The organism is Bacillus sp. V5-8f (genome assembly GCF_002863565.1).
Classification (GTDB): domain Bacteria; phylum Bacillota; class Bacilli; order Bacillales; family DSM-1321; genus Peribacillus.
This window is the reverse complement of record NZ_PGUW01000024.1, coordinates 208,978-230,154: the sequence shown is the minus strand read 5'-3', so window position 1 is coordinate 230,154 and position 21,177 is coordinate 208,978. Positions and strand designations below refer to the sequence as shown.

The 21,177-nt window shown below is 43.3% G+C and carries 16 protein-coding genes and 1 other annotated feature; of the genes, 2 read left to right on the top strand and 14 right to left on the bottom strand.

All coding sequences use genetic code 11. The features are described from left to right. Positions 1-169 precede the first annotated feature (169 nt). On the bottom strand, positions 170-2,821 hold the full coding sequence (locus CUU64_RS19955) for a valine--tRNA ligase (protein WP_101635414.1): 2,652 nt from the start codon (positions 2,819-2,821) through the stop codon (positions 170-172). Between the two features lie 60 nt (positions 2,822-2,881). After that, positions 2,882-3,140: a binding site (T-box leader), on the bottom strand. Positions 3,141-3,341: 201 nt separating this feature from the next. Here CUU64_RS19955 and CUU64_RS19950 point away from each other — a divergent pair. Then, positions 3,342-3,533, top strand: coding sequence for a hypothetical protein (locus tag CUU64_RS19950; protein WP_101635472.1), 192 nt, complete (start codon positions 3,342-3,344; stop codon positions 3,531-3,533). Positions 3,534-3,701: 168 nt separating this feature from the next. On the opposite strand, the gene ysxE is transcribed toward CUU64_RS19950, so the two are convergent. From ysxE to hemA, 8 genes are all read right to left on the bottom strand, one after another. Further along, a complete protein-coding gene (gene ysxE / locus CUU64_RS19945; protein WP_180954687.1) occupies positions 3,702-4,751 on the bottom strand; it encodes a spore coat protein YsxE in 1,050 nt (349 codons plus the stop codon). Positions 4,752-4,843: 92 nt separating this feature from the next. After that, a complete protein-coding gene (locus CUU64_RS19940) occupies positions 4,844-6,805 on the bottom strand; it encodes a LysM peptidoglycan-binding domain-containing protein (protein WP_101635413.1) in 1,962 nt (653 codons plus the stop codon). Between the two features lie 198 nt (positions 6,806-7,003). Then, on the bottom strand, positions 7,004-8,293 hold the full coding sequence (gene hemL, locus CUU64_RS19935; RefSeq protein WP_101635412.1) for a glutamate-1-semialdehyde 2,1-aminomutase: 1,290 nt from the start codon (positions 8,291-8,293) through the stop codon (positions 7,004-7,006). A 36-nt stretch (positions 8,294-8,329) separates the two neighbouring features. Then, entirely contained in the window at positions 8,330-9,319 is a 990-nt protein-coding gene (gene hemB / locus CUU64_RS19930) for a porphobilinogen synthase (RefSeq protein ID WP_101635411.1), read from the bottom strand. Between the two features lie 15 nt (positions 9,320-9,334). Further along, on the bottom strand, positions 9,335-10,120 hold the full coding sequence (locus CUU64_RS19925) for a uroporphyrinogen-III synthase (RefSeq protein WP_101635410.1): 786 nt from the start codon (positions 10,118-10,120) through the stop codon (positions 9,335-9,337). Then, positions 10,120-11,052 carry a hydroxymethylbilane synthase gene (hemC, locus tag CUU64_RS19920; protein WP_101635409.1) on the bottom strand — a complete coding sequence of 311 codons (933 nt, stop codon included), beginning with the start codon at positions 11,050-11,052 and terminating at the stop codon, positions 10,120-10,122. The genes CUU64_RS19925 and hemC overlap by 1 nt, the downstream gene beginning before the upstream one ends. A 9-nt stretch (positions 11,053-11,061) precedes the next feature. Then, the gene (locus tag CUU64_RS19915; protein ID WP_101635408.1) at positions 11,062-11,895 is read right to left on the bottom strand and encodes a cytochrome C assembly family protein; all 834 of its coding nucleotides are present in this window, start codon (positions 11,893-11,895) and stop codon (positions 11,062-11,064) included. Between the two features lie 8 nt (positions 11,896-11,903). Beyond that, entirely contained in the window at positions 11,904-13,247 is a 1,344-nt protein-coding gene (hemA, locus tag CUU64_RS19910; protein ID WP_101635407.1) for a glutamyl-tRNA reductase, read from the bottom strand. A 267-nt stretch (positions 13,248-13,514) separates the two neighbouring features. On the opposite strand from hemA, the gene CUU64_RS19905 reads away from it, so the two are divergent. After that, positions 13,515-14,000: a LiaI-LiaF-like domain-containing protein gene (locus tag CUU64_RS19905; RefSeq protein ID WP_101635406.1), complete on the top strand. Its 486-nt coding sequence runs from the start codon at positions 13,515-13,517 to the stop codon at positions 13,998-14,000. A 29-nt stretch (positions 14,001-14,029) separates the two neighbouring features. Here CUU64_RS19905 and CUU64_RS19900 read toward each other — a convergent pair whose 3' ends face one another. The 5 genes from CUU64_RS19900 to clpX form a co-directional block, all read right to left on the bottom strand. Next, positions 14,030-14,767, bottom strand: a complete 738-nt coding sequence (locus CUU64_RS19900; RefSeq protein ID WP_257985604.1) for an NAD-dependent protein deacylase — start codon at positions 14,765-14,767, stop codon at positions 14,030-14,032. Positions 14,768-14,819: 52 nt separating this feature from the next. After that, complete coding sequence (gene yihA, locus CUU64_RS19895; RefSeq protein ID WP_101635405.1) at positions 14,820-15,401, bottom strand: ribosome biogenesis GTP-binding protein YihA/YsxC; 582 nt, start codon at positions 15,399-15,401, stop codon at positions 14,820-14,822. Then, positions 15,398-17,719, bottom strand: coding sequence for an endopeptidase La (lon, locus tag CUU64_RS19890; protein WP_101635404.1), 2,322 nt, complete (start codon positions 17,717-17,719; stop codon positions 15,398-15,400). The genes yihA and lon overlap by 4 nt, the downstream gene beginning before the upstream one ends. A gap of 223 nt (positions 17,720-17,942) precedes the next feature. Further along, complete coding sequence (lonB, locus tag CUU64_RS19885; protein WP_101635403.1) at positions 17,943-19,604, bottom strand: ATP-dependent protease LonB; 1,662 nt, start codon at positions 19,602-19,604, stop codon at positions 17,943-17,945. 178 nt (positions 19,605-19,782) lie between these two features. Next, the gene (clpX, locus tag CUU64_RS19880) at positions 19,783-21,051 is read right to left on the bottom strand and encodes an ATP-dependent protease ATP-binding subunit ClpX (protein WP_101635402.1); all 1,269 of its coding nucleotides are present in this window, start codon (positions 21,049-21,051) and stop codon (positions 19,783-19,785) included. Between the last annotated feature and the right edge of the window lie 126 nt (positions 21,052-21,177).

Here is a 21,177-nt window from a genome sequence, read left to right as displayed (position 1 = left end):
TATATAGTTTAATTTTCACTTATATATTGGGATTTTCGCTCATATATTTAAATGTTCGCTTATATCTCGTTTTTTCCGCTGATAAAAGGTTATCCCCCCTCTCGACACAATTATTTTACCCGATCATGAAAAAAGAGGATGAACCGCATCAAGGTTCATCCTCTTACAATTAAAGCTGTTTCAATTCGTTTATTCTGCTGATGACTGTGTCGCGTTTTTCACTGTAATCTTTTTCCTTCGCACGTTCTTCTTCAATAACCTTTTCAGGTGCTTTCTTTACAAAGCCTTCGTTGTTTAATTTCTTTTGGACGCGCTCTACTTCTTTGTTTAATTTTTCGAGTTCCTTTTCTAGACGGCTGATTTCTTCCTCAATATTGATCAAGCCTTGAAGGGGAAGAATTAATTCCACCCCTGTAACCACGGCTGTCATCGCCTGGCCTGGTTCCTCAACATCTGTGCCGATTGTCAATTCCTCAGGGTTACAGAAGCGCTCAATATAAGCACTGTTTTTCTGAAGCTTGCTTAATGTGGCTTCATCCTTTGCTTTCAGAATCAGCTTGATTTTTTTGCTCATTGGTGTGTTTACCTCTGCGCGGATGTTCCTGACAGAACGGATAATTTCAACAAGGAGCTTCATCTCTTCAGCCGCTTCCGCATCAGTTAGCTCAGGATTCACTTCCGGCCAAGCTGCTGTTGTGATGGATTCACCTTTATGAGGCAGGTTCTGCCAAATTTCCTCGGTAATGAACGGCATGAAAGGATGCAGCAATCTCATCGTATTATCCAGGACATATGCTAGGATTGAACGGGTCGTTTTCTTGGCAGCCTCATCTTCTCCATATAACGGAAGCTTCGCCATTTCAATGTACCAATCACAGAAATCATCCCAGATAAAGTTGTAAAGGATCCGGCCGACTTCACCAAATTCATATTTATCGGCGAGTCTTGTAACGGTTTCGATCGTTTCATTCAAACGCGTCAAAATCCACTTATCCGCTACAGACTTTTCTCCGCTTAAATCAATCTCTTCATACGTTAAGCCTTCCATGTTCATCAACGCAAAACGTGAAGCGTTCCAAATCTTGTTGGCAAAGTTCCAGACCGCTTCTACCTTTTCGATGCTGAAGCGCAAATCCTGTCCAGGAGAGCTTCCGGTTGACAAGAAGTATCTCAAGGAATCAGCACCGTATTGGTCTATGACGTCCATTGGGTCGACACCATTGCCAAGCGATTTACTCATCTTGCGTCCCTGTGCGTCACGGACAAGCCCATGAATTAATACATCTTTAAATGGCCGCTCGCCAGTGAACTCAAGGCCTTGGAATATCATCCGTGAGACCCAGAAGAAGATAATATCATATCCGGTAACAAGTGCTCCAGTCGGATAGTAACGTTTATAATCGGCAGATTCGGTATCTGGCCACCCCATCGTAGAGAAAGGCCAAAGTGCTGAGCTAAACCAAGTGTCAAGAACATCTTTGTCCTGCTCCCAGTTTTCGCTGTCTTCCGGAGCCTCCAGGCCAACATAAACCTCGCCTGTTTGTTTATGGTACCACGCAGGGATACGGTGTCCCCACCAAAGCTGGCGCGAAATACACCAATCACGGATATTTTCCATCCAGTGAAGATATGTCTTCTCAAAACGATCTGGTACGAAATGAACCTTTTCACTTTCCGATTTTTGCTGAAGGGCAATCGCTTCGTCGGCAAGCGGCTGCATCTTTACGAACCATTGGGTAGATAAGTAAGGTTCTACTACTGCCCCACTGCGTTCTGAATGGCCAACCGAATGAAGATGATCTTCAATTTTGAAAAGAACCCCTTGTTCTTGAAGATCCTTGACGATTTGTTTACGGCATTCAAAGCGGTCCATTCCTTCATATTTCCCGGCTTTACCGTTCATCGTACCGTCTTCGTTCATCACAAGTATCCGTTCAAGGTTGTGGCGGTTGCCGATTTCAAAATCGTTCGGGTCATGGGCAGGCGTGATTTTTACGGCACCTGAACCAAATTCCATGTCCACATAATCATCACCTACGATTGGAATCTCTCGACCGGTAATTGGGAGGATCACTGTTTTGCCGATTAAATGTTTATAGCGGTCATCTTCGGGGTGGACTGCTACCGCAGTATCCCCAAGCATGGTCTCAGGGCGGGTTGTGGCAATTTCAATATGTCCTGAACCATCCGCCAATGGATATTTCATATGGTAGAAAGCGCCCTGTATATCCTTATAAATAACCTCAATGTCAGAAAGGGCTGTTTTGGTAGACGGATCCCAGTTGATGATATATTCACCGCGATAGATCAATCCTTTATTGTATAAGGAAACGAAAACTTCACGGACCGCCTTTGAAAGACCTTCATCCAAAGTAAACCGTTCTCTTGAATAATCAAGGCCTAGCCCTAGTTTCGCCCATTGCTGGCGGATGTGGTCTGCATATTCTTCTTTCCACTTCCATGTTTCTTCCAGGAACTTCTCCCTTCCCAGGTCATAACGGGTTTGGCCCTGGCTGCGCAGCTTTTCTTCCACCTTTGCTTGCGTGGCAATTCCGGCATGGTCCATACCCGGCAGCCATAGTACGTCATATCCCTGCATCCGTTTCATTCGGGTTAAGATATCTTGCAGGGTTGTATCCCAGGCATGTCCAAGATGCAATTTCCCAGTTACGTTCGGGGGCGGGATTACGATTGTATATGGCTCTTTATCACGATCGCTCTTCGCTTCAAAAAATTTCCCTTTCAACCACCATTCATACCGGCCTTTTTCGATTGTCTGTGGATCATATTTGGTCGGCATTGTTTGCTGCTGTTGTTCCATAAAACTTCCTCCTTAATCAAACATTCAATACCCCGGAAAAATAAAAAACTTCCCTCATCACAAAAGGACGAAGGAAGTTGTTCGCGGTTCCACCTTTTTTCCGACAAAATAAAAAATTATTGTTCGGCTCTCAAATGCAGATAACGGTTTTTACCGGTTTTCCGCTAGCCAAAAGAGTACACACCGAAGCGTACTAAAAAGGTTCACGAAAACGACTCACAGGCGACTTCGGATGGTACCGGCCTGGAAACCTCCCAGCTGATGGTTTCCTCTCTGGAAAGCAGTATGGCATCTTACTATTCCTGTTCATGGTCTTTACATCTATTCAATTTCCCTTCCTCAGCAAAGTGGGAAGATTCATTTAATATAGTACATAATTATGTCTTCTATAGTCAATAATCTTTTCCGTTTTTTACTCATTGTATACATGAGCCCCACAATTGGTGTTGGGCAAAAGGCACATATTTATCCAGATAGACATAAGTTATTATATGATAAAGAAAGAAGGATGGATGCTGAAATGAAACGAAAATATTCTCCTTACGCACTGCCGCCATGGCTCAGAACAGTCCGAAGTGTTTGCTCCCAATTCATCATTCCTTTCACGGTTTTCCAGGGAATCAGGACTTTATTGCTGCCAACAGCGGTCGATGTTTTGATTCTTGCCATCTTTATTTTAATTGCTGTAGCCTTCCAGCTAGAGTGGATATGATGATTATAAAATTTTCCGATTGGTAAATGCGAACACTAAGGGCGTAGTTGCTCAGATACTTAATAACTGCACTTTGGCCATTGCCTCACACTTACACCTTTTTGCCAAGCTATCTTTGCATTACAAAAAAATGACCGGCCAGCAATTTTTATTTGGCTGGCCGGCTGTTTAGCTTTGAGCTTGTGCCTGTTCGGCAGCCGCTTTTTTCTGCTGTTCGATTTCTTCAATCTTCATTACAATATATTCGGTGTTTTTCAACTGCCAATATTGCCTCTGTAGCTGACTGACATAGTATAACTCGCTTTTCCCTCCCTTTTTCTCGAAATAGTTTCTTACGGTTTGAATGGATGAACCGGGATACGCCATATAGCTCTGAAATAATAGCATTTCCTCGCTTTTAAACGGAAAATATTTAAAATAATTATAGAGCCACGTTACACAATCATCACACCGAGTAGGATAGGTTTTTGCCGATTTTACCAGAAAAGGCAATAAGTCGAAATGAGGAGGAGCCGTTTTTGAATCTTCAAAATTTATAAAATGGCCGTAGCCTCTGTCATCGTATATGAAATGCTCCATGGACGGCTTTCCATGAGTGACTACAGTCCTTACTTTTTCATCCTCTTTTGTTTTTTCAAACCATTCCTCAAGCTTTTTTTGCGCATAATTTAAAGCCTGGGTGATGTCGATATAGTACATGCAAAACATAAGCTCAAATGGTGACATATACCACTTTTTCTCACTCTCGGCCGCAAATTCGTCGATGAATTCGTGATGTTCTTTCCACTGCTTTACAGTCTCTTCGTAATGCTCTTCCCTTTCTTCTTTTTTAACAGACCTTTCTTTTATGGATAGGGTGTGCATCCTGGCTAGCTCACGGAATAGCTGCATATGGCGTTCATCGCGTTCACCCGAATCCTCATTCAGCAGCCACGGCATCAAGTAATATAAACGCCCACCATGCAGAACGGCATACCTTCCGTCTGTTGTTGGGTAAATCGGAACAATCCGGTTGTAACCGCGCTGATATAAGTACTGCATATTTTTGAAGAAGTCCATCCCAATTTGGGGGGATATCGCTTTCAATGCGAAAATCCCTTTATCTGTATAAACTTTCTTTACTTTCCCAAAGTTTTCAACATATCTAGTATGCAACGAATATTGTTGCAGAATAATTGGAGTATCCTGAAAATCCTGTTGTTCTTGAAATTCGCTCAATATCCACTCACCTTCGCTTGAATGGCATGCTCAAACTGGCTTGTTATTTGAAAAAACAGCAGAGCAGGGCCTGCTGTCTCTGCTCTGGATCATTACAATTTGAAGGCTTTTGCCCTTGGAATATAGAGCACCTGACCTTCGGAAACATCCTGCCCCTGCTCAAGTGCATTGCTGCTTAAAATGGCTTGTTCGCTAACTTCGTACCGGTCAGCAAGCGATGACAGTGTATCTCCATGCTGGACTATGCATACCTTTACCTTTGTTAGTTGTTCCTCCTGTTTACGTCCAAAGAAGTCCATTAAAGAAACATGTTCCTTTTCCTCCTGGTTTGCCAGTTCCTTTTCACGATTGGAAGGAGATTGGCCGCTCACCTTGCTTACCTCTTTAACTAGGGGAGCATCTTCTCTTTTAGCAAGGTTCAGTAGCGGCTCATGTTGTTTTTCCCTCGGCTCCGTCTTGGCTTTGAGAGTCTCTGTCTCTTCCCGGCCCGATCCTTGATGTAAAACTACAGGAGTTGCTTCCTCTTCCATTCCCTTAGAAACATTAATAGGTGCTTGTATGTCAGGCTTTTCTTGATCTCCTTGTTTACTGGCAGAGACCGGTGCCTCCTGTTCAGTTTGTTGCTGCGTTGCATCCGCAGCCTGCTTTGATTCTTCCTGTAACTCCTGCTGCTTTTCTCCTCTGTTTGATAGTTCTATGTTTTGCTGTCCAGGCATAGTCTCTTGATTTGAAACTGGTTCCGGCGCCATAACAATTGGTTCTTGTTGACTTTCTCCTTGATTCTGTGGAGCATTTGGTTCTTGTCGACCTGCTGCCTGCTTCTGCGGATCATTTGGTTCTTGTCGACTTGCTGCCTGCTTCTGCGGATCATTTAGTTCTTGATTATGGATAGCATTGGATTCTCGTTGAACCCCTTCTTGATTCTGTTCACCAGTTGGCTCTTGTTGAACTGCTGCTTGATTCTGTTCGGCATTTAATGGTGGTTGCACTGTAGGTTGTTGATGGATAGGGCTTTCCGGCTCCTGTTGCCCCGACATTGTTTCATCCGGGTCGAAGCTGCTGTGCTGTTTCGTATCTCCCCATGGGTGAGTTGTCTCAGGTTCTTTTTTTGGTATTTGCAATTTTGTTTGCAGCTCATCATAAAGAGGCTCCACTGGAATTTCGAATACAGGTATGTCAGGCTGTTTGCTTATTAGCTCAGGCTCCGATTTTTCGGCTCTACCATCCTCAGGAAGTTTTCTGGCTTCCGCATAAAATGGGGAATATAGATCATTGCCACTATTGGTAACCGGGTTTTCGTCCGCTTTAATTGGGCGTTCAAACATAGCCTGGAACTTCTGGTGGTCCTCTGTCCCTTTTAGGCTTTGGAAAAAAGCTGTTTTTCGAATAAACTCTTCAAACGGATCAAAGTCGGCTTCAACCATATTCGGCATATTTTCCATTTCACCTTCTCCAAGGCTTACTTCCTCCCTATCAAGGTGATGGATTGGTTCATAAGTGTCTTGAGGGCCTGGAGTGTATTCATTAAACTCGCTTTCAAATAAGGCTTCTCCATGCTCGCTATTTTCTTCCTCTGGTTCTTCCCCAAATGTTTCGTCCTCAACTTCTGACTGCTGCTCCCTGTAAATCCCCGTAATGAGCAGGTCGGCTTGCAGCTTCAGACAATTTTTATCTGGTAATATATAATCAAATGTTTGGATTTCCACATCAACATCCTGAAGAGAATGAATCCTGTCAAATGGAATGGTAATATCTACCGGGAACCGATGAATAAATTCATTAATACCTGAATCCCTTCTTTCCACCTGCTGTACCGTTTTAGGGTGGTAGTGTTGAGTATAATTCTTGATCACAGACTCTCCAGTACCCCGTTCTTCCTTGTATTCTCCACTTAAATCAAGCGTGCCCTTGATGATTACGTATTGATCTCTTTCCTGAATCGTAACATTGGGATCCAGGGAGATGGAATATAGTTCAGCTACTTCGTGTTCCTTTTGGAACCATATGGATTCCTCTAATGAAAATCGTAAATACGATTGATTTTCCTTCGACAAAACAACTCCTCCTTTCTAATCCTCAGAGAAACAATGACTATGCCATTAACAATCTATGAAGTAGCAAAGTTAATTATGCTATTTATTGAGATAGGAAGGGGGAGGACTTCATTTAAAAGAATTGAGAGAAATATTGAATAGGGCAAATAAAAAAAGCCCCTTTATCCTAGTGATAAAGAAGCCTCTTTCATCTGCATATTATCCTTTTAACCTTGAAAACGCCTTTTCTGCCGCTGCAATCGTTCGTTCAATATCCTCATCAGAATGCGCGGTAGAAATGAATAACCCTTCGAATTGGGAAGGAGGCAGGTATACGCCCTGTTCCGCCATTTCACGATAATACGTTGCAAAGAAATTTAAATCTGAAGTTTTCGCCGTTTCATAATTGATGACATCTTCGTTTGTAAAGAACATCCCGATCATGGAACCGGCCCTGTTAAAGGTATGCGGGACGCCATGCTTTTTCGCCGCCCGGCCAATACCTTGTTCAAGCATATCTCCTTTTCGTTTGAATTCCTCATAGACCTCAGGAGTCAACTGGCTTAATGTTTCGAGCCCAGCCGTCATGGCAAGCGGGTTTCCGGATAAAGTACCAGCTTGGTAGATTGTACCGCTTGGGGCAATTTGTTCCATGATTTCTCTCTTGCCTCCGAAGGCACCTACCGGAAGGCCGCCGCCAATTACTTTTCCAAGACAGGTAAGATCCGGTGTGACGCCAAAGTATCCTTGGGCGCAATTATAGCCTACGCGGAACCCGGTCATGACCTCGTCAAAAATGAGAAGGGAGCCGTTTTTGCTTGTTAGCTCGCGAAGCCCTTCAAGGAACCCTGGCTGAGGAGGGACTACACCCATATTGCCTGCGACCGGCTCAACAATGATACAAGCGATGTCATCACCAAATTGTTCAAAAGCAACTTTTACGCTATCTAGGTCATTATATGGAACGGTAATCGTATTGCTGGCAACACTTTCTGGTACACCTGGGCTGTCAGGCAATCCGAGGGTGGCAACACCAGAACCGGCTTTTATCAGCAGTGAATCCCCATGGCCATGATAACATCCTTCGAATTTTAGAATTTTATTGCGTCCTGTAAAGCCTCGGGCCAAACGCAATGCACTCATGGTCGCTTCTGTACCCGAAGATACCATCCGGATCATTTCAATGGAAGGAACCCTCTCGATCACAAGCTGCGCCAGTTCATTTTCGACTAAGGTTGAAGCGCCGAAGCTTGTGCCGGTTTCGGCTACTTTTTTTAAGGCTTCTACGACTCTGTCATTGGAATGGCCAAGGATCAGCGGTCCCCACGATAGAACATAATCAATATATTCATTGCCATCGATATCGTAAATTTTAGAGCCTTTCCCCCGCTCCATGAAAATCGGGTCCATATCCACTGATTTAAAGGCACGTACTGGGCTATTGACGCCGCCAGGCATAAGGTGCTGTGCCTCCGCAAATGCTTGTTTTGATTTTTCATAAGACCGCATAAATCGCATCCCCTTTCATTTTAAAGCCATATAGGATTAGTTCTGATCATCCAGCCAGCGGGCTACATCCTTGGAATGATATGTGATGATTAAATCGGCACCTGCCCGTTTCAAACCTGTCAGCATTTCCATCACAATTGCTTTTTCATCGATCCAGCCATTTTGGGCTGCTGCTTTAATCATCGAATACTCACCACTTACGTTATAGGCGACAATCGGTAGAGTAAAATTATTTTTTGCGTCACGGATGATGTCCATATAAGATAAAGCCGGCTTTACGATAAGGAAGTCAGCTCCTTCTATCACATCGGATTCCGCTTCACGGAACGCTTCGATACGGTTTGCTGGATCCATTTGGTACGTTTTGCGGTCGCCGAATTGCGGAGCCCCGTTGGCGGCTTCACGGAATGGCCCGTAAAATGCGGATGCGTATTTTACGCCATATGACATAACCGGTATATCATGATACCCTGCTTCATCCAAACCAGCACGGATGGCTGCCACGAAACCATCCATCATATTCGACGGAGCGATGATATCCGCACCTGCTTCAGCCTGGCTCACTGCTGTTTGAGCAAGAAGGTCGAGAGATGGGTCATTCAGAATTTTTCCGTCTTCCACGATGCCGCAGTGTCCGTGGCTTGTGTATTCACACAGGCAGGTATCTGCGATGACAATGACTTCAGGAAACTCTTTTTTAATGAGTCTGGTTGCTTGTTGAACTAGGCCATTATGATGGAAAGCACCCGAACCATGCTCATCCTTATCATGTTCATGGGGGACTCCAAAAAGAATGACAGACTTAATCCCCAGGCTTGTTACTTCTTCCATCTCCGCTTTCAGGTAATCCATTGAAATTTGAAAAACACCCGGCATGGATGAGATCTCATTTTTCACTTGCTCTCCATCAATGATAAACAATGGATAAATCAAGTCTTCCTTATGAAGATACGTCTCCCGCACTAACGCCCTCATGTTTGCACTAGAGCGTAATCGGCGGTGGCGATTAAACTGAATGTCTTTCATATTGTTTCCTCCTTTTTATTTCCTAAGTTCTAAGTAATGTATCAAGCTTTCAATCATCGCTTTGGCAGTATATTCCATATCAGGGTATACGTGGACAACCAGTCCCAGGTTTTCAGCTGTTTTTTTTGCTACCGGACCGATACACACAACAATCAGATCCCGTGCTTCCGTTTGCAAATCATGCTTCTTTACAACTTCTACAAAATGATTTACCGTTGACGAACTGGAAAATGTAACGATATCAATTTTTCTGTTACGGAGCAGTTCAGCAAGCTTCGGTTCGCTTGCTTCAGGAAGAATCGTCTCATATACGATAACTTCCTTACAGTCTGCTCCAGATCGATTAATACTCTCGCTGATCACAGATCGCGCCAAATTTCCTTTAGCCACCAACACTTTGTCACTCTGTTGAAGATGTTGATTAAACTGTTTTGTAAAGGCTTCCGCTACGAATTCATCAGGCATAAAATCCGCCTGATATCCCCATTCGGCAAGAGCCTGTTTTGTTTTTACACCTATCACTGCAATCTTGGGCATGTTTCCGATGTGCGGCGTTTGTTCCGCCAATTCAAAGAAAAATTTGACACCGTTTTGACTTGTAAAAACAAGCCAGTCAAACTCATCCAGGTGTACAATATATTTTTTCACAGCACTGGGATCCTTTGGCAAAACAAAATCAATCAGGGGAACCGCATAAGAATTCCCTCCATTAGCAGCAATGATTCGGTTAAGGCTTTCAGACTGCTCCTTCCCTCTTGTTACAAGGACATTATATCCCTTTAGAGGTTTGAAGGTCCGCATTACTGGTCGAGCTCCTCTTTAACGCGGTCAATCAATTCCTTTGCACCTTTCTCACTTAACAGCCGTGCTGCTTCATTCCCGACACTGACCGGGTCTGTTCCTTCTATTATTTCTTTATAAATTATTTTTCCATCTGGAGATGCGACAAGTGCAGCAAGGGAAACCGAACTGCTGCCTGTCACTGTTGCAAATCCTGCAATCGGCACCTGGCACCCGCCCTCCATTTTATCAAGAAAAGCTCTTTCTGCCTCAACAGCAAGCCTTGTTTTTTCACAGGTAAGTTTTTTAAGCTCTGATAGAAGCTCATCATCATCTTCACGGCACTCAATCGAGAGGGCTCCTTGTCCTACGGCTGGCAGGCAAAGATCCGTGTCAAGAAATTGTGTAACCACTTCCTGCTTCCACCCAAGGCGTGATAAGCCCGCGGCCGCTAGAATGATTGCGTCATAATCTTCATTAGAAAGCTTTTCTAAACGAGTGTCCACATTCCCCCGAATCCATTTGATTTCAAGGTCCGGCCTGTTTGCAAGCAGCTGAGCCCCTCTACGCAGGCTGCTTGTTCCGATTATGGCACCCTCTTTCAGCTCTTCCAATGGTATATGATTCTTCGAAATCAATGCATCCCGATGGTCTTCTCTTGGAGGCACACAGCCTATTGTCAAACCTTCAGGCATTACAGCAGGCATATCCTTCATACTGTGGACCGCCATATCAATTTCCTTGTCAAGCATAGCCTGTTCGATTTCTTTCACAAAAAGGCCCTTCCCGCCCACTTTCGATAATGTTACGTCCTGAATTTTATCACCCTTTGTGACAATTTCTTTGACCTCAAACTCGAAAGGAACACCGAGTTCCTTTAGCTGGTTGATGACCCAATTTGTTTGGGTGATTGCTAGTTTGCTCCTTCTGGATCCGACAATAATTTTTCGCATGTTTTCCTCCTATGTATACCAAAAGTGGAATGATGAAAGGCTCCCGAACAGGGAGAAATTAATGATGACAACTAAAAAAGAAGCAATATTCCAAAGAGCTAGCGTCTTACCATACATTTGTTTCCGAACTTTTAAATATAAATACACGCTATATGCTATTAAAACAATAAAGGAACCGATAATTTTCGGATCATACCAAAACAGATTGGGAACCTTTAAATAGGCCCATTGCAATCCAAGAATAAGGGAGAGGACGAGCATGGGAACCCCGATAACTGCCATTACGTAAGACATATGCTCCAATTTAGCCAGATCCCCCAGCCTCATCAGCCTCTTTCCCCACTTTTTCCTTTTAAGAAGGTCATATTGGATGAGATAGAGCAATGAAAAAACAAATGACAGCGAAAACGCCCCATATGAAAGAATCGCCATGGTAATATGAATAAACAGCAGCTCGGACACCAATTTTTGCGCCAGTACTTCTGATTCAATCTGCAGCGGGGCAAAAGTATGGACCGCCATCACGATAAATCCGAGAACATTGGTAAAAAACACGATAAAATCCACACGCATTAACCGGTTGATCACGAGTGACAGCGTAATCAATATCCATGCATAAAAATAAAGTCCTTCAAATATTGTAAGCACAGGAAATCTTCCGGTTTCCAACATATATAGAAATAAAAAAATTGTTTGAAGAAGCCAAACAATTGCAAGCAGCCAGAAGGCAAATTGATTTGCCTTCCGGTTATTATTCAGAAAATCTATAAAGTATAAAAGCACACTGAACGCATATAAAATGACAGTAGCTTCGTGCAATCTCGTCATAAATAATTCCAGCATATTTGCCTCTATATCCTTGCCGCAGCGTGATTGTATTTAACAGAAGCCGGATTCTTGACTGAAGCAGGCTGCTCCTGTACTTCAACCATTTCCTCCAGGTGAAAAACCTTCATAAATCGGCTCAATGCCTCATCTACATCCGGTTTCCCTGCCAATTCCTTAGCATATAAAATCGGGTCTTTTAGCATCTGGTTAATAATGCTTTTTGTATGCTTGCTCAAAACTTTTTTGTCCCGTTCGCTTAGATGCGGGAGCTTTCTTTCAAGGCTGTTCATTGTTTCAGCCTGGATGGCAAGCGCTTTTTCCCGGAGGGCGGAAATCACAGGCACCACGCCCTGCATATCGATCCATCGATTAAATTCTACAATTTCTGACTCAATCATGATCGAAATTTTTTCAGCAGCATTTTCACGCTCCTGTATATTTGCCTGAACGATTCCTTCCAAGTCATCTATGTCATAAAGAAAAACATTTTCATGCTTTGCCAATTCAGGATCTAAATCGCGTGGCACTGCAATGTCGACCATAAAAATTGGACGGCCCTTTCTAAGCTTGTTTACATTGGCCATCATTTCTTCAGTAATGACAAAATCCTTAGCACCTGTAGAAGTAATTAGGATATCCGTATCTACTAAAGCGGATGAAAGCTCCTGAAGTCTTTTCGCACGGCCAGCAAAACGTTCAGCCAACGCAATCGCTTTTTCATAGGTACGATTGATAACAGTGATATTGTCAGCACCATTGCTGTGAAGGTTCTGAATCGCCAGTTCACCCATTTTTCCCGCGCCGAGAATAAGCGTATTCTTGCCGTTCAGGGTTCCAAAGATTTTTTTTGCCAGCTCTACCGCAGCATAGCTAACGGAAACGGCATTCGCATTAATTTCCGTTTCGGCATGCGCCTTTTTCGACAAAGTCAACGCTTGCTTGAACAAATGGTTAAACACAGTGCCGATCGTTCCTTCCTCCTGTGCAACCATATAGCTTGAACGGACTTGTCCAAGAATTTGCGTTTCTCCAAGCACCATTGAATCCAATCCGCAGGCAACCTTGAACAAATGTTCAATCGCACCCTCCCCTTCATAAATAAAGAGATAGGGAGAGAACTCTTCTTTATCAATTTTGAACCATTCTGAAAGAAATTCTTTTATATAATATCTTGATGTATGGATTTGATCGGCTACCACATAAATTTCCGTTCTATTGCAGGTAGAGACGATCACGTTTTCCAAGATGCTTTTTTTATTCTTAAGTGCCTTCATTGCATCTGCAAGTTCGGCTTCGGTAAATGACAATTTTTCACGTATTTCTACAGGGGCAGTTTTATAGTTTAGTCCTACCGCTAGAATATGCATTTCCTTGAAACACCCCCAAAATATAAATGTATACCTATGATATTATATCATTTTCTATGTATAATAGATAAAAAAAATATGAACAGTTAATGAAATGTCGAAACAGAGTTCAGGTGAATAAGTTCTATCAAAATGTTTCGACTGTTTCAAATGGAAAGTTTATGATATATAGTAAGTAACGTACATTTTTCGACATTCGCTTCAAAAGTACCATATCAAATATAATGGTTAACTTCAAGTATCCAAACCGGAAATCAGGAGGGACATATGAAAGGTCAAAGGATTTTTCCCGGAACCCTATTAATTGGGTTTGGGCTTTATTTTTTTCTAGAAGAGTCCAGGATCGAAATCTTTCCTGGATTCTTTACATGGCCAACCTTGCTGTGCATTGTTGGGCTTGCTTTTTTAAGCCAGGCATACGGTGGGAAAGACCATGAAGCAATTCTTCCGGGAGTGATTTTATTCGGGTTTGGACTGCATTTTCACATTGCGGACAAATACAATATATGGCCCCACAATATCGGCATTTTCATTCTGATTATCGCTCTTGGCTTTATCCTTAAGGCCAGAAGAACAAACAGCGGCATGCTGCAGGGGATCCTGTTATTAGTCATTGCCATTTCATCCTTATTTTATGATAAAGTAATTTCTTGGTTGGGCATCCTAGAGACAGGCGTTTCGACTGGATTGAAGTTATGGCCGGCATTGTTGGTAGCGGCCGGCCTTTATCTGCTGTTTATAAAAAAGAAATGAGAGGCCCGGAAAAAATCGAACCTGGTTCTTCATTTGGATAAGGCTTCGAAGACAGTTCCCAGCCTCTCTTCCACAATTAAGTCAAAATAACGATCCATGATGGTGGGTTCATTGTTCAGCAATCCTCTGTGCGGGACACCCGCGTCATGCGCCAAAGAAGGAAACATATTGACTGGAGTGACGGAAAGAGATGTACCCATGGCTAGGAACAGATCCGCTTCCATCACACTTCTTTCCGCTTCCTCCCATCCATGGATAGCATCCCCATATAGAACGATATCCGGGTTTAGAACCTTTCCACAATTCTTACATACTGGCACTTCCATTTCCATTACACAGGAGAAATCATATATTCTTCCACAATTCGGGCATGTCGCACTTGTAACGGTTCCATGTACCTCTATCACATTGGTGCTTCCCGCTTTCTGGTGCAGACCATCTACATTTTGAGTAATGATTGTAATGTCCTTTCCTTTTGTTTCAAGACCGGCTAGAAATGTGTGGGCAAGGCTAGGCTGATAACCGTGTAATTGCTTCAAATGAAATATCGTTTTATATTTCTTCCAAAATTCGTCGGGATGTCTATTAAAATAAGAACGTGAAAGGTAATATTCGATTGGTTCTTCTCCTGCAAAAATCCCTTCATTAGAACGAAAATCCCTAAGCCCACTTTCTGTGCTTACTCCTGCCCCTGTCAGTATAGCAATTCGTTCAGATTGGCCGATCCAATCTTTTAACAGCTTGATTTTCCCCTCAAATAAACTCAATATGTTTCCCTCCTTGTTAAGAAGAAAAAAGACAGGGAAAAACCCTGTCTTCTTACATAAGTGATTGTAATGCACTCCACGCCTGTTCTTTACCCTGTCCTGTTTCACCGGAAAATAAGATTAATTGGTCTTCCGGATCCAAATCCAGCGTTTCACGCACTACCTTTAAGTGTTTTTGCCACTTTCCTTTCGGGATCTTATCCGCTTTCGTCGCAATGACAATACAGGGAAGCTCATGATGCTTCAAAAAATCGTACATCATCACATCATCACTGGAAGGGGGATGGCGCAAATCAACGATTAATAATGCTGCACGCAGTTGTTTACGGGAAGTAAAGTAGGTCTCTATCATTTTCCCCCATGCCGCCCGCTCTGTTTTTGACACCTTGGCATAGCCGTAACCCGGAACATCGACGAAGTGCAATTCATCGTTAATGATATAAAAATTAAGGGTTTGCGTCTTTCCAGGCTTGGACGAGGTTCTCGCCAGGCTTTTCCGGTTTATCATTTTGTTGATGAAACTGGATTTCCCAACATTCGAACGCCCAGCAAGTGCAAATTCAGGAAGCGGATCGGTTGGATATTGCTCAGGCTTGACAGCACTGATGACAATATCCGCACTTGTTACCTTCAATCCTTGTCACCTGCCAATGCATGCTCTAGAACTTCATCAAGATGGGAGACAGGTACAAACTCCAATTCATTACGTACGCTCTCCGGAATATCATCAATATCCTTTTCATTATCCTTAGGCATGATCACTTTCGTTAAGCCAGCGCGGTGAGCGCTTAGCGACTTCTCTTTCAGGCCACCGATAGGAAGCACGCGTCCTCTAAGGGTGATTTCACCTGTCATACCAACTTCTCTCCGTATTGGGCGTCCTGTAAGTGCAGAAATCAAGGCAGTCGCAATCGTAATACCGGCAGAAGGGCCATCTTTCGGGACAGCTCCCTCAGGCACATGGATATGGATATCATGGTTTTCATGGAAATTCGGATCAATTTTTAATTCCTCTGTCTTTGAACGAATGTAGCTAAACGCAGCTTGTGCAGATTCCTTCATTACATCCCCAAGCTTTCCGGTCAAAATAAGTTTTCCTTTACCAGGGGACAGGGAGACTTCAATCTGAAGGGTATCGCCGCCTACTGTAGTGTAAGCAAGCCCCGTTGCGACACCTACCTGGTCTTCAAGCTCTGCCTGGCCATAACGGAAAATGCGCTTGCCGAGAAATTCTTCAATGTTTTTGTCATTAACCACAACTCGCTTTTTTTCACCGGAAACAATGATTTTCGCAGTTTTCCGGCAAATGCTGGCAAGCTGGCGTTCTAGGCTTCTTACACCGGCTTCCCTTGTATAGAACCTGATGATCGCCATAAATGCGTCATCCCGAATTTGCAACTGGGATTTTTGCAGCCCGTGCTTTTCCATTTGGCGTGGGAGCAAATGGTCCTTAGAGATGTGAAGCTTCTCTATTTCCGTATAACCAGCAATCGAGATGATCTCCATTCGGTCCCGCAGCGGCCCTGGTATCGTTGCCAGATTATTTGCCGTAGCTATAAACATAACATTTGATAGATCATATGGTTCTTCAATATAGTGGTCACTGAAATTGTGATTTTGCTCAGGGTCGAGCACTTCAAGCATGGCTGCAGAAGGGTCTCCCCTAAAGTCATTCGACATTTTATCGATCTCATCCAGAAGGAATACCGGATTTACTGTTCCTGCTTTTTTCATACCCTGGATGATCCTGCCTGGCATAGCGCCGACATATGTCCGTCTATGGCCGCGGATTTCGGATTCATCACGGACACCACCAAGTGAAATCCTGACAAAGTTTCGGTTCAAAGAGGAAGCAATTGATTTTGCCAGGCTTGTTTTACCGACACCCGGAGGTCCAGCAAGGCAAAGGATTGGACCCTTTAATGAGTTTGTCAATTGTTGAACGGCCAAATATTCCAATACACGTTCTTTTACTTTTTCCAACCCGTGATGATCGCGGTTTAAAATCTTTTCCGCTTTATGGATGTTCAGATCATCCTTAGTCGCATCAGTCCATGGTATAGAAACGAGCCAGTCAATATAATTGCGAATGACCGCGCTTTCGGCAGAACTTGCAGGGATCTTCTCGTAGCGATCCAATTCCTTGAACGCAGTTTCCTTCACATGCTCCGGCATTCCGGCAGCCTCTATTTTTTCAGTCAGTTGTTCAATTTCGCCTGTTTTTCCTTCTTTATCGCCTAATTCTTTCTGAATGGCTTTCATTTGCTCGCGCAGGTAGTATTCTTTTTGGGTCCTTTCCATGGAGCGCTTGACCCTCTGCCCAATTTTCTTCTCGAGATTTAAAACTTCTTTTTCGTTATTGATGATTTCAATGACGCGGCTCAGGCGCTTTTTCACATCTATTGTTTCCAATATTTCCTGCTTTTCTTTAAGCTTTAAAGGCAGATGGGACGCAATAATATCGGCAAGCCTTCCTGGCTCCTCAATATCGGCCGTCGAGGAAAAAGTTTCTGCGGAAATTTTCTTGGACATTTTTATATATTGCTCAAAATACTCCAAAAGCGTTCTCATCAAAGCCTGATGCTCGATCTCTTTTTCCGCGCTGTCCTCATAAACTTCAAGCTTGGCGGAAAAATGTGTATCATGATCATAGAAGGCTGTGAGTTCCGCCCGGCTCAATCCTTCCACCAACACGCGGATCGTACCGTTTGGCAGCTTTAACATCTGCTTAACCTTGGTTAGTGTTCCCATTTTGTATATATCATCTTCACCTGGTTCATCCAGGGATACATCTTTTTGTGTCGTTAAAAAGATAAGATGGTCTTCCACCATTGCTTTTTCAAGGGCCTGTACAGATTTTTCCCGTCCGACATCCAGATGCAGCACCATTGTCGGATATACAAGCAATCCTCTAAGCGGCAGGAGGGGGACGATGATTTCGTTATCAGCCATTGCCTGACACCTCCACTCATTTATCGCATCGTCTACATTGTGTATAACTTTACCAGCGCAGCCAGTCTTTTAACAATTCTATCCTATTTGAAATCAAGTGTCTATTGTTTCATTTAACACTTGCTTTCCCTCTATTATGTACAAAAAACCCATTAAAAGCACGTAATAAAGCTTGGCGGCGATTTGAGGTCCAGCGGCGATTTCATAGGAAGCCGAAGCAAGCTTAAACACTCTCTTTTTTTGAGCTTAATTCCGGCAAAATATGATCAGGGATCATATCTTTCTTCAACGCTTTCTCGAATACCTCTTTTATGGTTGTCACCGGGATGATTTCAATGCCTTCCATTTCTTCTAATATGGACTGCATATTTTCGGCGGGGATAATCACCGTTTTTGCCCCTGCCAATATTGCGGCTCTTACCTTGGGAACAACCCCGCCTACTGGTTTCACAATTCCATGGATGCTGATCTCACCTGTCATGGCTATCGTATGATCTACAGGAATTTTATAAATGGCTGAATAAATGCCAGTCGCCATCGCAATTCCAGCAGAAGGGCCGTCGATTGGTATCCCGCCGGGAAAATTCACATGGATATCAAACTGGTCGGCAGGTACTCCCATGGAACGGAGGACCGTAATCACATTCTCGATCGATCCTTTTGCCATGCTTTTTCTTCGTATTGACTTTCCTTGACCACCAATACTTTCTTCCTCAACGATTCCTGTAATATTAATGCTTCCTTTTTCAGCTGCGGGCAATACGGTAACTTCTATTTCAAGGACAGATCCACTGTTTGGACCTTGTACGGCTAATCCATTAATGAAACCAACCCTGGGCTTTTGGCCAATTTTGCGGTCAAGGCGGGGAGATAGCTGGCTGCTTATCGCAATCCATTCTATGTCTTCATCTTTTATAAAGGAACGATCTTCCGTGATGGCGATACCAGCCAGAATTTGAATCATATTTACTGCTTCCCTGCCGTTCCGGGCATACTCAGAGACCGTTTCAAGCCCTTTATCGCTAATCGACAACTTGACCTTATTGGCCGCCTTTTTGGCAACTTCAATAATTTCTTCCCGGTTCAACTCACGAAAAAAAACTTCCATACAGCGCGACCTGATTGCCGGAGGAATTTCACTAGGTGTCCTGGTCGTGGCACCTATCATCCGGAAATCAGCCGGAAAGCCATTCTTAAAAATATCATGTATGTGAGTCGGTATGTTTGTGTTTTCTTCCTGATAATACGCGCTTTCGAGAAATACCTTACGATCCTCCAGTACCTTTAAAAGCTTATTCATCTGAATGGTATGAAGTTCGCCGATTTCATCAATGAATAACACACCGCCATGCGCATTCGTTACAGCGCCTTGCTTCGGTTGAGGTATTCCTGCCTGGCCCATAGCTCCTGCCCCCTGATAAATCGGATCGTGTACAGAACCAATCAAAGGGTCCGCTATCCCTCTCTCGTCAAATCTTGCAGTTGTTGCATCTAGCTCTATAAATACAGCTGATTGCCTAAAAGGGGATTTAGCATTTCTTTTAGCTTCTTCCAACACTAACCTGGCCGCTGCTGTTTTTCCAACACCCGGAGGTCCGTATATCAAAACATGTTGCGGATTCGGGCCGCATAAGGCGGCTTTTAAAGCCTTTATTCCATCTTCCTGGCCTATAATATCAGTGAAGGCAGTAGGTCTGACCTTCTCCGATAGTGGTTCTGTAAGCGAAATTGCACGCATTTTACGCAGCTGTTCCATTTCTTTTTTTGATTCACGGTCAATTGTTACTTTTTGCGTTCTTTGTCCTTTTAACAGATTCAAGAAATATAATCCAATGATAATCCCGAAAAACAATTGGATCACCAATGCAATGCCTGTCCAGCTCATCGCAATCCCTCCTGCATACCCTTGTATGTTGTAATTGGTAGTATCTCCTTGGGTGATTGGAAATAATCCAATTTTTTGGGCGAGGAGGATTTATCATCAGGTGAATTTTTAATGGAACTGAAAAAGCTGCCCGAATTGATGGCAGCTTTGTTCGATACTATTGGGTTTACATCACGCCTTATGCAGACGTTTTCTTTCCTTCACCCTTGATTGTTGTTCCGTCAGTTAAAATTAACTTTGGCGGCTTATTGTCCGTAACGGTTTCAGCAGTGATGATACATTTATCAATATCATTACGGGAAGGGAGGTCAAACATCACTTCGAGCATAATACCCTCAATGATAGAGCGCAAACCACGTGCACCCGTTTTACGTTCAATTGCTTTCTTGGCGATTTCGACCAATGCTTCAGTTTCAAATTCAAGCTCAACATTATCAAGCTCTAGCATTTTCTGATACTGTTTTACAAGTGCATTTTTTGGTTTTGTAAGGATCTCAATCAACGCAGCCTCATCCAATTGTTCAAGTGTTGCAATGACAGGTATACGCCCAATGAATTCCGGAATAAGACCAAATCGCAATAAATCTTCAGGAAGTACTTTTGAAAGCAATTCCTTTTCCTTCACATCGTCTTTCTTGATATCTGTGCCAAATCCAATCACTTTCTGCCCTAAACGGCGTTTAATGATCGGTTCAATCCCATCGAATGCCCCGCCGCAAATGAACAGGATATTCGTTGTGTCAATTTGGATAAATTCTTGATGGGGATGCTTACGCCCTCCCTGAGGCGGCACGCTTGCAACTGTTCCTTCAAGGATTTTCAGCAATGCCTGCTGTACGCCTTCACCGGATACATCACGAGTGATGGAAGGGTTTTCTGATTTGCGGGCGACTTTATCAATTTCATCGATATATATAATACCTTTTTCCGCCTTTTCCACGTCATAATCAGCTGCCTGGATCAGCTTCAGGAGAATGTTTTCAACATCTTCCCCAACATAACCGGCTTCAGTTAAAGAAGTTGCATCCGCAATTGCAAATGGAACGTTTAATAAACGAGCCAGTGTCTGGGCAAGCAGGGTTTTTCCGCTTCCTGTAGGGCCTATCAAGGCAATGTTACTCTTGGAAAGCTCAACGTCATCCACCTTGCTATTGGAATTAATCCGCTTATAGTGATTGTATACAGCAACCGCAAGTGATTTCTTGGCCTGTTCCTGTCCAATCACGTACTCATCAAGAATTTCCCTAATTTCTTTCGGTTTTGGAACATCCTTAAATTCAACTTCTTCTTCAGTTCCTAGCTCTTCTTCAACGATCTCAGTGCAAAGCTCAATACACTCATCGCAAATATATACACCCGGACCGGCTACTAGTTTACGGACTTGTTCCTGGGTTTTGCCGCAGAAGGAACATTTCAGCTGTCCTTTTTCATCATTAAATTTAAACATGAACTTTCACCCCTTTTAAACTCTTCAACTCTATACATAGAGAAGGGAATCATTCGATAAATTCAAAAATTCTCCTTCTGAGCAAGCATTTTTTATTTGAAGGTATGAATTGCATTGTAGCACGTT